Raw genomic sequence first — 13,281 nt, forward strand, 5'->3', positions numbered from 1 at the left:
AGATCCACGAGACCGGGTACACCGATTCAACGCAGCACGGGACGGCATCGCTCAGGGTTGCCGTGTCGCGCGGTCGGTCTATCTCCGTTGGTCGCAGTGGGTCGTCCACACCCACCAAGGAGTACGGCATGAGGCGCAAGCTCATAGCCCTGACGTCGGCCGCCGCGGCCGTGGCGCTCATGGCCTCCGCGTGCAGCTCGTCGAAGTCCAACAGCTCGTCCAACGGCGCGCCCTCGCAGGGCGGTTCGGTGACCGCGACCAACGCCCCGGCGCTGACCGGGCCGGCGACCGGTGCCACCGGCGTCAAGCTGAACGTCTGGCTGGTCTCGGACCCCAAGGACAACCCCAAGTGGATGGCGATCATCAACAACGCGACGGCCGCCTTCAAGGCCAAGACCGGTGCTGATATCAACATCATCTGGCAGACCTGGAGCAACCACCTGACGAACCTGGACGCGACGCTCGGCGGCAACGGCGACGTCCCGGACATCGTCGAGCTGGGCAACACCGAGGCCCCCAAGTACGCGTTCAACGGCGCGCTGGCCGACGTCTCGTCGGCGAAGTCGACCTTCGACAACAACGCCACCTGGCTCAACGGCCTGTCCGCGCCCTGCACCCAGGGCGGCCACCTGTACTGCATCCCGTACTACGCGGGCACCCGCACCCTGATCTACCGCACCGACCTGCTGACCGCGGCCGGGGTGACCACCCCGCCGACCACCTGGTCGGACTTCACCGCGGCGCTGGACAAGGTCAAGGCCGCCAACGCCTCGAACGCGAACTTCGTCACCTACAACGCCCCGGGCAAGGACTGGTACCAGGTCGGCTCCTTCGTCTACGGCCAGGGCGGCTCGTTCGCGGTCAAGGGCTCGGACGGCAAGTGGAAGGGCGACCTGGAGGACCCCAAGTCCATCTCGGGCCTGCAGCAGTGGTCCGACCTGGTCTCCAAGTACTCCACCGCGGCCAGCCACACCAAGGACGAGTCGGACCAGGACACCCTGTTCGAGACCAGTAACGTCTTCGCCGAGTACGACGCGGCCTGGCACCTGGGCGCCGTGCAGCAGGTGAACCAGAACCCCAACGACCCGAAGTCGCCGCTGGAGGACACCAAGGTCAAGGGCAAGGTCGCCACCATGCCGCTGCCCGGTGTCACCGCTGACAAGCCGTCGCCGGCCTTCCTCGGCGGCTCGGTCCTGGGCATCGCGCAGAAGTCGAAGTACCAGGCGCTGGCCGCGGAGTGGATCCAGGCCTACACCAACTCGGCCTCCAACGCCGCCGAGGGCGCGCTGGGCAACCTGCCGAACAACCAGACCGACCTGTCCAAGGCGGTGGGCCCGGCGATCAGCCAGCAGGTGGCCGACCAGGCCGCGTCCAGCTGGTTCACCCCGGTCGCCCCGAACTGGGCCGACGTGGAGTCCAGCAACGTGCTGCAGAACATGGCGGAGAGCATCGCGACCGGCAAGTCCTCGGTCGCCGACGCGGCCAAGGCCGCGGACGACCAGATCACCTCGATCCTGAACAAGAGCTGATCCAGCACTTCTTCAGGGGTACGGACGCCGCCTTCGAGGAGGCGGTGTCCGCGACACCCGGGTGAGTTTTCCGGTGGGGGCCGTGCCGCGCACTCGCGGCACGGCCTCTTCAACGAGGTGAGGTGTGCACATGACCGCGGTAGTGGGGAAGGCTGTAGGCCCCCTCGAACCGCCTCCGACGCTGGGCGACGAGCGCCCGCCGAAGCGCCGACGGTTCGAATCGACTCCGTACGTCCTGGTGATCCCGACGCTCCTGGTGATCGTCGTGACGCTGGGGATCCCGCTCTACAAGATCGTGGTGCTGGCCTTCCAGCACCAGACCAAGCGTGAGCTCTACACGAACAAGCCCGGCGACTGGGTCGGGTTCCAGAACTTCTCCGACGTCCTGGGCAGCTCGGACTTCTGGTCCGTGGTCGAGCGGACCTTCGTGGTCTGCGCGGTCCTGGTGGTCCTGTCCATGGCCGTCGCGCTGCTGCTCTCGCTGATGATGAACCAGCTCTCCCGCTGGGTCCGCACGCCGCTGATGGCGCTGCTTCTGTTCGTCTGGGCGATCCCGCAGATCGTCGCGGTCGAGCTGTTCGTGTGGTTCACCGACCCGAACTTCGGCGTCATCAACTACATGCTGGACAAGCTGGGCTTCCACGGGTTCAAGACGCACGACTGGTTCGTGGACCCGGTGCAGGGCTGGATCGTCATCATCGCGCTGGTGGTCTGGCAGGCGCTGCCGTTCCTGACCGTGACGCTGACCGCCGGCATGTCGATGGTGCCCAAGGAGCTCGGCGAGGCGGCGCGCATGGACGGGGCCAACCCGTTCCAGGTGTTCCGCACGGTCACCTACCCGACCATCAAGCCCCTGCTGATCATCGCCACCTCGCTGTCGGTGATCTGGGACTTCCAGCTGTTCAACCAGGTGTTCGTGATCCGGCAGACCAAGCCGGAGCCGGACTACCAGGTGCTCAGCGTCTTCTCCTACACCCAGGCGTTCGGGCACAGCGACTACGGGCTCGGCGCCGCGATCTCGATCCTGACCATCCTGGCGATGCTCGGGATGATGATCTTCTACGTGCGGCAGATGCTGCGGATCGGAGACGCTGACTGATGAGCGTCGACATCAATCCCGGCCGTCGCCGGACCGTCGCCCCGCGCCCCGGCGCGGCCCGCAAGAAGACCAAGAAGGCCGCCTGGAACACCCTGGGCATCCTGGTCTTCGTGGTCATGGGCTTCCCGGTGTACTGGATGCTCAACACCTCGCTGAAGCGGCTCAGCGAATGGCAGAACTACACGCCGCACTTCATCCCCGAGCACCCCACGCTCAAGAACTTCTCCGGGGCCTTCCAGGCCTCGAACTTCGGCATCGACCTGTGGAACAGCGTCGTGATCACGCTCGGCGCGGTGGTGGTCTCCCTGGTCGTCGGGTTCTTCGGCGCGCTGGCCATCGCCCGCTTCCACTTCGCCGGCAAGAAGGTGATCATCTTCACCGTCCTGCTGGTGCAGATGGTCCCGCTGATCGTGCTGGTCATCCCGGTGACGCAGACCCTGCAGACCCTGAACATGACCGACACCCTGTACGGCATCATCCTCACCTACCTGGTGTTCTCGGTGCCCTACACGGTCTGGACGCTGCGCGGCTTCATCACCAACATCCCGCGCGAGCTGGACGAGGCGGCGATGGTCGACGGCTGCACCCGCTGGCAGACCTTCTACCGCATCATCCTGCCGCTCACCGGACCCGGCCTGGTGGCCACCTCGGTCTACGGCTTCATCCAGGCCTGGAACGAGTTCATCCTGATCACCACCATCAACCACGACCCCCGCAAGCAGAACATGATGGCGTGGCTGGTCCAGACCGCCACCGGCTCGCGCGGCACCGACTGGGGCGTGCTGATGGCCGGCGCCACGATCACCTCGATCCCCGTGGTCATCCTGTTCCTGGCCATCCAGAAGAACATCGCGACCGGTCTGACCGCCGGCGCGGTGAAGGGGTAGGGGGAACGGCGCGCGTGGGAGAACAACTGCTGCGCGACGCCGCCGCCGTCCTCCAGCCGGGGTTCGTCAACGACGACTCCGGCCGGGTTCCCGACTGGGTGCGTCGCGCCCTGACGGAGGACGGCCTGGGCGGGGTCGCCTACTACGGACGGAACATAGCCGCGACGCCGGAACGCACCGGCGAGCTGTCGGCGGCGCTGCGGGCCGAGAACCCGCACGTGCTGGTCGCGGTGGACGAGGAAGGGGGCGACGTCACCCGGCTGGACGTCGCCACCGGGTCGGCGTTCCCGGGCAACTACGCCCTGGGGTACGTGGACGACCCGGAGCTGACCGAGACGGTCGCCCGGCAGATCGGGCGCTCGCTGTGGCGCGCCGGCATCAACCTGAACTACGCGCCGGACGCGGACCTGAACACGAACCCGGACAACCCGGTGATCGGCACCCGGTCCTTCGGGTCCGACCCGGGCGTGGCGGCGCGGCACGTCGCGGCGTATGTCAGGGGCCTGCAGGGAGCCGGCGTGGCCGGGTGCGCCAAGCACTTCCCCGGCCACGGCGACACCGCCGTGGACTCGCACCACGGGCTGCCGCTGGTGCAGCACTCCGAACAGGAGTGGGCCAAGCACCTGGCGCCGTTCCGGGCCGCGATCGAGGCCGGGGTGAAGTCGGTGATGACCGCGCACATCCTGGCGCCGCGCTACGACCCGGAGTTCCCGTCGACCATGAGCCGCAAGGTCCTGGTGGACCTGCTGCGCGGCGAGCTCGGCTTCACCGGGCTGGTGGTCACCGACGGCATCGAGATGTCCGCCATCGCCGACACCTTCGGGATCGCCGAGGGGACGGTCCTGGCGCTGGCCGCGGGCGTCGACGCGGTCTGCGTCGGCGGCGGGCTGCGCGACGAGTGCGACTACCTGATGCTGCGGGACGCGCTGGTCGACGCGGTGCGCGAGGGCCGGCTGCCCGCCGAGCGGCTGCACGACGCCGCGACGCGGGTGCGGGAGCTGGGGGCGTGGGCCGCCGCGCAGCGTGCGACCGTGGAGGGGACGCACGCTGCCGGGGGTGAGGCCGGCGCCGGCGGTTCCTCGGGCGGGGCGTCGTCGAACGGCGTTCCGGCTTCCGTGGGGGGTTCGGCTTCGTCGGCGGCATCGGCTGTGTCGGTATCGGCTTCGGCCGACTCCGAAGACGCCGAGCAGATCGGCCTGAACGCCGCCCTGCGCGCCGTCACCGTCTCCGGCGCCCCGCTGGTCCCGCTGACCGGCCCGGTGTCGATCCTGGAGTTCGTGCCGCTGGCCAACAACGCGGCCGGCAACGCGGTGCCCTGGGGTCTGAGCCCGGTGCTGGCCGAACTCCCGGCCGGCTCCGTGGCCGCGCGGTTCGTGGAGCCCGGCGCCGCGACCAGCTTCGCCGGCGACGAGGACACCGCCGAGGCGCTCGCCGCGGTGCGTCCCAGGCTGGTCGCGCTTCCCTACACCCCGGCCGGGGTGTCGGAGGCCGTGGCCGCCGCCGCGGGCCGTCCGCTGGTGCTGGTGGTGCGCGACGCGCACCGGCACGCCTGGATGGCCTCCGCCGTGACCGCCGTGACCGCCCTCCGGCCCGACGCGATCGTGGTCGAGATGGGGATCGCTTACGGTCGGGGGGAGAAGTCCGGCGGGGCGACGCTGATCGCCACGCACGGCGCGGCGCTGGTGTCCGGGCTCGCCGTCGCCCGGCTCCTGACGGAGGGATCGGTCTAGGTGAGCGACGTGAGCGACGTCATGCCCGGCGAAATCATGGCCGGCGAGATCGCCGAGCAACCGGCGGTCCTCGAACGGATCCTCACCGAGGGCCTGCCGCGCATCCGCGAGACGGCCGAGCGCGTGCGGGCGGCCCGGCCGCGCTTCGCGCTGCTCACCGCCCGCGGCACCAGCGACAACGCGGCGTACTACGCCAAGTACCTCATGGAGATCGCGCTCGGGCTGCCGGTCGGGCTGACGTCGATGTCGACCACGACGGCCTACCGGGCCGAGCCGGACCTGCGGGACGTGCTGTGCGTGACGGTCTCGCAGTCCGGCGGCTCGCCGGACCTGGTGGCGTACACCGAGATGGCCGAGGCGCGCGGCGGGCTGACGCTGGCCGTCACCAACGTCGCCGGCTCCCCGGTGAACCAGGCCTCTGAGCTGTCTCTGGACGTCCTGGCGGGTCCGGAGCTGGCTCTTCCGGCGACCAAGACGTACACCGCGGAGCTGCTGACGCTGTGGCTCCTGGTGGACGCGCTGCGCGGCGGCGACGGTGCGGCGGCCCGGGCGCTGCCGGAGCTGGCCGCCGCGGTGCTGGCCCGGGAGTCCGAGGTGGTCGATCTGGCGCAGCGCTACCGCTTCGCCTCCCGCCTGGTGCTGACCGCGCGCGGGTACTCGTACCCGACGGTGCGCGAGGCGGCGCTGAAGATCATGGAGACCAGCTACCTGCCGGCCCACGCCTTCTCCGGCGCGGACCTGCTGCACGGCCCGCTGGCCATGGTCGACAACGTCAGCCCGGTGGTCGCGGTGGCGTCCGAGGGCGCCGGCGGCACGGCGCTGGAACCGGTGCTGGAGCGGCTGCGCGAGCGCGGCGCCGACCTGGTCGTGGTCGGATCCGCCGAGCACGTCGCCGGGGCTACGGCGGGCTTCGTGCTCCCTTCGGGCGTCCCGGAGGAGCTGGCTCCGATCCTGGAGATCCTGCCGCTGCAGCAACTGGCCTACCACGTGACGATGAGCCGGGGCCTGAACCCGGACGCGCCGCGGGCGTTGGCGAAGGTGACGCAGACGCACTGAGCTGCCTCTGCTTCAGTGGGCCCGGGGCCCGCCGGTCCGAAACGACCGGCGGGCCCCGGGTCTTTTTCCGGGCCTCCCGAGATTTTCTTTCCTCCCGGGGAACCCGCGAGGCGGCCGGGGCGTGTCCGATCGGTGGCGCCGATCGCCACCATCGGAGGACAAGGGGCGGGATCTGATGGGTTCAGCGAGATCGGAGGCGGACTTCGAGGCCTTCTACAGCGCCTCGTCACGCCGGCTGCTCGGCCATGTGTACGCGATGGTCGGCGATCTGGCCGAGGCCGAGGACGCGCTCCAGGAGGCCTACGCGCGGGCCTGGCAGCGCTGGAGCCGGGTGGCCGACTACGAGGACCCGGAGGCCTGGGTCCGCACCGTCGCCTACCGCATCGCGGTGAGCTCCTGGCGCCGGACGGCCAACCGGCTGCGCGCGCACCGGCGCGGCGCCCGGCTGGAGGAGGCGCCGGGCGCCTCGCCGGACCGGCTGGCGCTGGTCGCGGCGCTGCGCGAGATCCCCGCCGAACAACGGCGGGCGATCGTGCTGCACCACCTGGTGGGCCTGACCGTGGAGGAGGTCTCCGCGGAGACCTCCACCCCGACCGGCACGGTGAAGTCGCGCCTGGCCCGGGGCCGCCGTGCGCTGGCTGGCCACGTTTCCGAGTACGCCGATGAGCACCAGGAAGCGGAGAACTATGTCTGAGTTCGATGAAGCGCTCGCACAGTCCGTGCAGGACGGCATCGCGCGGGGCGGGCTGCCGGGGGCCGCGGACGCGGTCCGGCGGGGCCGGAGGCGATCGCTGCGGGCCCGCAGCGGGGTCACGGTGCTGGGCGTCGCCGTGGTCGCCGGCGCGCTCGGGGGCGCCGGGGCGCTCGGTGGGGGAGCGGGGTCGGTGCGGGCCGGAACGGGGTCGAGCGTCCACGCCGACGAAGGCATCCTTCCGGCCGCGCAGTGGCCGGGCTACGACCTCGGGCACTGGAAGCTGTCGGCGGCCTGTGCCGCCGCCGACCGGTCGAAATGCCGTGCGGGGGACCCGACCGATGATGTCAAGCAGGTCAAGGTCGGCGAATACGTGGGGCAGTGCACCCCGGGCGCGTCGTTCCAGATCCGGAGGTTCGTGCAGTTCGGGACCCAGTACGACACCGCGCACAAGCTGGACGCCAATGAGATCGTGTTCACCTTCGCCAACGGTGACGCGGCAGCCGCCTTCATGGCGGACGCTCGCACCGCGGTTTCGGCGAGAGGCTGCGCCGGTGTCTCCGGCGCGGAAGCCACCTCGCCCGGCGTCAACACCGCCGACGGGGTGTCGTGGGTGATGACGCAACAGGACGGCGGTGTGAACCACGTGCCGTCCGTCGGCCACCAGTACCTGGTGCAGTCCGACAACCGGGTCGCGCTGCTGCGAGTGATGCAGTCCGGCACCGATTTCCAGAGCACCGTCGGTGACGCGAAGGTCCTCGCGGAGATGCAGCAGGCGCTGGAGAAGTAGCGCGAGGTATGGCGAAGGCCCGCCGAGATGTTCGGCGGGCCTTCGCCATAGGGCGTCTCATGGGGCGCGAGACGCCCCGGCACATGGTCTGCAGCGGGCTCCGAAAGCCCCCGGCCCCGGGCCCGCGGCGGTTTCGGCCCCTCAACCTCCACCGCCGCGCTAGCCCGCGGCCTTCTTGGTTCGCCGCCGTCCCGGCCGTCCGGCGAGGCGTGCGGAGCCTCGTCGTGCGTTGCCGCCGGGTGGCGGCCTGGTCGGAAACACCCGTCCCGCGCCTGTCAGGGCTAGGCGGGCTGGTGCTCCCTCGCCAGTCTGTGGGGCCCGTCCGACGCCTGGGCGCCGGAACCGGCCTCGAATACGCTACGCCCTGCGACCCAGGTGTGCAGCGGGTGGTACCCGTCGTCGAACCACACCAGGTCGGCGCGGGCGCCGGGGGCGATGCGGCCCAGATCGGTCCGGCCCAGCGCGTCGGCGGGCACCCGGGTGGCCGCGACCAGCACCGACGCCTCGTCCAGGCCGATGCCGACCAGGTTGCGGACCGCGCGGTCCAGGGTCAGCGCCGAGCCGCCGATGACGCCGGCCGCGTCGCGCGGCACGCCGTCCTCGCCGAGGTGGACCTTGATCCCCGACAACTCGTACTCGCCGGGCGGCATTCCGGCCGCCGCTATGGCGTCCGTCACCAGCGCCACCCGGCCGCCGGCCGCGCGCCAGACCAGCGTGCAGATCTCCGGGGCCACGTGGTGCAGGTCGGCGATCAGCCCGCAGGTGAACCGGGAGTCGTACAGCGCGGCGCCCGGGACCCCGGGCTCGCGGTGGTTCAGCGGGCGCTGGGCGTTGAAGATGTGCGTGACCAGGGTCGCCCCGGCGTCCGCCGCGGCGAGCACCTGCGCGGCCAGCGCGTCGGTGTGCCCCAGCGAGACCCGCACCCCGGCCTCGGACAGCCGGCGTACCGCCTCCGGCGCGCCGGCGAGTTCCGGGGCCAGGGTCACCATCGTGACCACGCCGCGCGTGCCCTCGGCGGACCGCGTCGCCAGGATCGAGCCGACGCGCTCCGGCGTCGGCTCGACCAGGTACCGGGGGTCGTGGACCCCGGGGCGCAGCGGCGACAGGAACGGCCCCTCCAGGTGGACCCCCGTCGCCTGCGCGCCCCGCAGGGAGCCGAAGACCGCACCGGCCCGCTCCACCCCCGCCAGCAGGGTCTCCAGCGGCGCGGTGATGTACGTGGGCTGGAACGCCGTCACGCCGGTGCTCGGCAGCCGGTCGGAGACCAGCCGCCAGTCGTCGTCGGAGGCGGTGATGAAGTCGACGCCGAAGCAGCCGTTGGTCTGGATGTCCACCAGACCCGGCGCGAGCACGCCGGAGTCCAGGACTATGTCGGCGTCGGGCGAAGCGCCGTCCAGCACCTCGGCCACGACGCCGTCGTCGACGACGACGGTGGCGGGTCCCGCCAGGCGCCCGTCGAGAAGGACGCGCGGAGCTGAGATGCTGGTCACGAGAAAAGATTGTGGACTAGACCATTTGTGGATGTCTAGACCTGTGCGGGATTCTCCGCGAGTTCGCTCAAGACCGAACGGATCAGCTCTGCTTCAAGGTCGGACAAATCCGCACGTGCCGTCACTCTTAGGCGTGACTTACCGTCCGGTACGGACGGTGGCCGAAAACAGCCGACGTGCAGTCCGCGCTCCAGACAGAAGTCCCGCGCGGCCACCGCGGCCTCGGGTGCGCCCATGATGATCGACGTCACCGCGCCGCTCGGGGGAGTGGCCTCCAACCCCAGGGCCAGCGCCAGCTCGTAGATCTCCCACGACCGCTTCCGCACCAGCTCCGGCAGCCCCGGGTCGCGCCGGATCACCCGCAGCGCGGCCAGCGCCGCCCCGGCCGCGGCCGGGGCCAGCCCGGTGTCGAAGATCATCGACCGGGCCGCGTCCACCAGATGCGCGACCAGCTCCGCCGAGCCCAGGATCGCCCCGCCCTGCGAGGCCAGCGCCTTGGACAGGGTCGCGGCCACGATCACGTCCGGCTGTCCGGCGAGCCCGGCGTCGAAAACGGCTCCACGGCCCTCAGGACCGGCCACACCGAACCCGTGCGCCTCATCCACCACAAGGACCGCGCCGTGCGCTCTACAGGCCTCGTGGAGCTCTCTGAGGGGTGCTGTGTCCCCGTCCACCGAGAACAAGGATTCGACGACGACCAGAGCCCGCTCCTCGGACCGCTCCGCCAGCGCCCGGGAGACGGCCTCCACATCGCTGTGCGGCGTGACCGCGACCCGGGCCCGCGACAGCCGCGCGGCGTCGATGATCGAGGCGTGGTTGAGGCTGTCCGAGACGATCAGGTCGCCGCGGCCGGCCAGCGCCGTGATGACCCCCAGGTTCCCCAGGTAGCCGGAGGAGAACACCAGGCCGGCCTCCATGCCGGCGTGCGCGGCGAGCTCGGCCTCCAGCTCCGCGTGCAGCTCCGTGGTCCCGGTCACCAGCCGGGAGCCGGTGGAGCCGGTGCCCCAGCGCCGCACCGCCTCGACCGCGCCCTCGACGACCTCCGGATGCCGGGTCAGGCCGAGGTAGTCGTTGCCCGCGAGGTCGATCAGCGCGGAGTCGGCGCCGCGCGGGACCAGGGTCCGGCGCAGCCCGGCGGCGCGGCGCTCGTCCGCGCGGCCGGCGAGCCAGGACAGCGGGTGCTGGGAAGGCTGGTCGAGGGTGCTCACGAAGCCAAGAGGCTACCCGCCCCCGCAGGGCTCCGGACCTGCCGGAACTTCCAAAACGATCGTGGGGGGCCTGTCCGGGCCGACAATCAGTTGTGGGCGCCGGCTTGTGATACGAAGAAGCATGCCGTCCATGAACGACCTGATCCACACGCGGACCGACCTCGACGCGGCCGATCTGGACTGGCTGCACCTGCTGATCGCGGACTGGCAGCTGCTGGCCGACCTGTCGTTCGCCGACCTGGTGCTGTGGGCCCCGCTGCGGACCGAGGGCGGCACCGACGCCGAGCCCGCCGCGCTGGGCGGCCCCGGCTACGTCGCGGTGGCCCAGATGCGCCCGAACACCGGCCCCACCTGCTACACCGCCGACCTGGTCGGCTCCACGCTGCGGCGGGGCGAGCGGCCGATGCTGGACCTGGCCATCGACTCCGGGCGGATCCGGCGCGAGGGCGACCCGGAGTGGCGCGAGGACGTGCCGGTCCGGGTCGAGGCGATCCCGGTGCGCCGCGGGGACCGGATCATCGCGGTGATCTCCCGCAACACCAACCTGCTCGCCGCCCGCACCCCGAGCCGGCTGGAGCTGACCTATCTGCAGACCGCGGCGGACCTCTCGCGGATGATCGCCGAGGGGATCTTCCCCTACCCGGAGTCGCGCGATCAGCAGGACAACTCCCCGCGCGTCGGCGACGGCGTGATCCGGCTCGACGCCGAGGGCGCCGTCGTCTACGCCAGCCCGAACGCGCTGTCCGCCTACCACCGGCTCGGCTACGCCGCCGACATGGTGGGGGAGCACCTCGGCGACCTGACCGCGACCCTGGCCCCGGTCCAGGGCGCGATGGAGGAGGCACTTCAAGTCGTGGCCTCCGGTCGCAAGCCGCGCGAGGCCGAGGTCGAGGGCAACGGCACCGTGGTCCAGCTCCGGGCCATCCCGCTGCGGCCGCAGGGGGAGCGCACCGGCGCGCTGGTCCTGGTGCACGACGTCACCGAGCTGCGCCGCCGCGAGCGCGAGCTGATCAGCAAGGACGCGACGATCCGGGAGATCCACCACCGGGTGAAGAACAACCTCCAGACCGTGGCCGCGCTGCTGCGCCTCCAGGCCCGGCGCATCGACGACGGCACCGGCCGCGCCGCGCTGGAGGAGGCGGTCCGCCGGGTGGGCTCGATCGCCCTGGTCCACGAGACGCTGTCGCAGACCCTGGACGAGCAGGTCGACTTCGACGAGATCGCCGACCGGGTGCTGGAGATGGTGGTGGACGTCGGCGCCGGCGGTCCGGGCGGCCCCGGCGGGGTGACCGTGCGCTCGCGCCGGATCGGCCGCTTCGGCATCCTGTCCGCGCAGATCGCCACCCCGCTGTCGATGGTGCTGACCGAGGTTCTGCAGAACTCGCTGGAGCACGGCCTGGCCGACCAGGGGGGATCGCTGGAGGTCGAGGCGCGGCGCTCCGGACCCCGGCTGAGCGTGATCGTCACCGACGACGGAAACGGGCTGCCGGCGGGTTTCGACGCCGCCACGGCCGGGAACCTCGGACTTCAGATCGTCAGAACACTTGTGCACGGCGATCTGAAGGGCACCTTCGATCTCCGGCCGGCCCCCAGCGGCCGAGGCGCGGTGGCGGTGCTGGACCTGGAGGTCGGCGAGGTGCCTCAGACGAAGAGCTGAGCGGCGTCTCAACCGAAGAGCTGAGATTGGGCGAGAGGGGCTACCCGGGGGCGCAACAGAGTGGTAACAGGACTCCGCTACGCTATGAGCGGAAGCCCCGGAGAAAGACCCCGGGAAAACCAACAGAGCGGCCCTATTGGGACCGCTCAGTCTCGGCGTCCGTACTGCGGTCCAAGACCGCCGCAGCACGGAGATACGTTTGAAGTTGTCGTGCGGTCGTGCGAGAGCTTGCCGGGGGTGGGAAGCCGAGGGCCTGGTCAGGCCATCCGGCTGCGGGCCCGCGCGGCGCGACGCTTCAGCGCGCGACGCTCGTCCTCGCTCATCCCGCCCCACACGCCGGCGTCCTGGCCGCTCTCCAGAGCCCACTGAAGGCACTGGTCGACCACGTCACAACGGCGGCATACGGCCTTGGCATCTTCGATCTGCAGCAACGCGGGCCCGGTGTTCCCGATGGGGAAGAAGAGCTCTGGGTCCTCGTCACGGCAGGCAGCGCGGTGGCGCCAGTCCATGGGGTCCACTCCTTCGGTTCAGTCGTGTACGTATGTTTGCTCGTCCGCCGGCACGGAAGCGGCGACTCGACCAGGTCCCCCACGGCCCTGGCGGGTCCGGTCGCGTCCGATGTGCCGGTTACTACAGCCACAACGCCGGACGCGGGTGTCCGGTCACTGTGGGTCCTGCTGTTGTACGTCTTCTGTACGGCTCTACCTGTGTGGCGGCGGGCCCGCCACTGGACGACCGCCGCGCGGGTTCCCCGTTCCGGCGTCCACCTTGTGAATGTGAACGCTTTCACTAGTAACCCCGGCGATCTGCGACCACTCGAACTACTGGGCAGTTGGCCTGGCGCGGAGATCGCTGACGCGCTCCACAGACGAAGGCATGACGCAAAGGGAGAACCGCGACCCGGACAAGATCCGTGCCGCTTTTCCCTCGCGCCCAACCGCACCAAGCCGGGTGATCCTCCGACAGGTGCCTTCACAAAGGGTGTCAGGGGATCCGGCCGGTGCACAAGAGGTTGGTCTGATGTTTTTGGATTCCAGGGTGTCTCCTCGCTCACACCTTGCCTTCCAAGGGGGTAACGAGGTGCCGATGACTAGTCCAAAGGCACTAGAGCGAGCTAGTACCTGAGAATCCTCGGCAACGTCAG

Annotated in this window: 11 protein-coding genes; 8 read left to right on the plus strand and 3 right to left on the minus strand. The window is 70.8% G+C overall.

Features of this window, described 5'->3' with window-relative positions:
• Positions 1–128 precede the first annotated feature (128 nt).
• The 7 genes from ABH935_RS14910 (at position 129) to ABH935_RS14940 (ending at position 7,782) form a co-directional block, all read left to right on the plus strand.
• Complete coding sequence (locus ABH935_RS14910; RefSeq protein ID WP_370378461.1) at positions 129–1,529, plus strand: extracellular solute-binding protein; 1,401 nt, start codon at positions 129–131, stop codon at positions 1,527–1,529.
• A gap of 130 nt (positions 1,530–1,659) precedes the next feature.
• On the plus strand, positions 1,660–2,628 hold the full coding sequence (locus tag ABH935_RS14915; protein WP_370378462.1) for a carbohydrate ABC transporter permease: 969 nt from the start codon (positions 1,660–1,662) through the stop codon (positions 2,626–2,628).
• The gene (locus ABH935_RS14920) at positions 2,628–3,515 is read left to right on the plus strand and encodes a carbohydrate ABC transporter permease (protein ID WP_370378463.1); all 888 of its coding nucleotides are present in this window, start codon (positions 2,628–2,630) and stop codon (positions 3,513–3,515) included. Before ABH935_RS14915 ends, ABH935_RS14920 begins: the two co-directional genes overlap by 1 nt.
• A 14-nt stretch (positions 3,516–3,529) precedes the next feature.
• The gene (locus tag ABH935_RS14925) at positions 3,530–5,245 is read left to right on the plus strand and encodes a glycoside hydrolase family 3 protein (protein ID WP_370378464.1); all 1,716 of its coding nucleotides are present in this window, start codon (positions 3,530–3,532) and stop codon (positions 5,243–5,245) included.
• 21 nt (positions 5,246–5,266) lie between these two features.
• Positions 5,267–6,301: an SIS domain-containing protein gene (locus ABH935_RS14930; protein ID WP_370378509.1), complete on the plus strand. Its 1,035-nt coding sequence runs from the start codon at positions 5,267–5,269 to the stop codon at positions 6,299–6,301.
• A gap of 175 nt (positions 6,302–6,476) precedes the next feature.
• Positions 6,477–6,995, plus strand: a complete 519-nt coding sequence (locus ABH935_RS14935) for a SigE family RNA polymerase sigma factor (protein ID WP_370378465.1) — start codon at positions 6,477–6,479, stop codon at positions 6,993–6,995.
• Entirely contained in the window at positions 6,988–7,782 is a 795-nt protein-coding gene (locus ABH935_RS14940; protein ID WP_370378466.1) for a hypothetical protein, read from the plus strand. The genes ABH935_RS14935 and ABH935_RS14940 overlap by 8 nt, the downstream gene beginning before the upstream one ends.
• A 281-nt stretch (positions 7,783–8,063) precedes the next feature.
• Here the strand turns inward: ABH935_RS14940 and nagA are convergent, their stop codons facing one another.
• On the minus strand, positions 8,064–9,272 hold the full coding sequence (nagA, locus tag ABH935_RS14945) for an N-acetylglucosamine-6-phosphate deacetylase (protein WP_370378467.1): 1,209 nt from the start codon (positions 9,270–9,272) through the stop codon (positions 8,064–8,066).
• 35 nt (positions 9,273–9,307) lie between these two features.
• Positions 9,308–10,480: an 8-amino-7-oxononanoate synthase gene (locus tag ABH935_RS14950; RefSeq protein WP_370378468.1), complete on the minus strand. Its 1,173-nt coding sequence runs from the start codon at positions 10,478–10,480 to the stop codon at positions 9,308–9,310.
• A 130-nt stretch (positions 10,481–10,610) separates the two neighbouring features.
• Here ABH935_RS14950 and ABH935_RS14955 point away from each other — a divergent pair, with 130 nt between their 5' ends.
• Positions 10,611–12,137: a histidine kinase N-terminal domain-containing protein gene (locus ABH935_RS14955; protein ID WP_370378469.1), complete on the plus strand. Its 1,527-nt coding sequence runs from the start codon at positions 10,611–10,613 to the stop codon at positions 12,135–12,137.
• 257 nt (positions 12,138–12,394) lie between these two features.
• Here the strand turns inward: ABH935_RS14955 and ABH935_RS14960 are convergent, their stop codons facing one another.
• A complete protein-coding gene (locus tag ABH935_RS14960) occupies positions 12,395–12,646 on the minus strand; it encodes a WhiB family transcriptional regulator (RefSeq protein ID WP_015796260.1) in 252 nt (83 codons plus the stop codon).
• Positions 12,647–13,281: the final 635 nt, after the last annotated feature.

It is taken from the genome of Catenulispora sp. GAS73 (genome assembly GCF_041262085.1).
Taxonomy (GTDB): domain Bacteria; phylum Actinomycetota; class Actinomycetes; order Streptomycetales; family Catenulisporaceae; genus Catenulispora.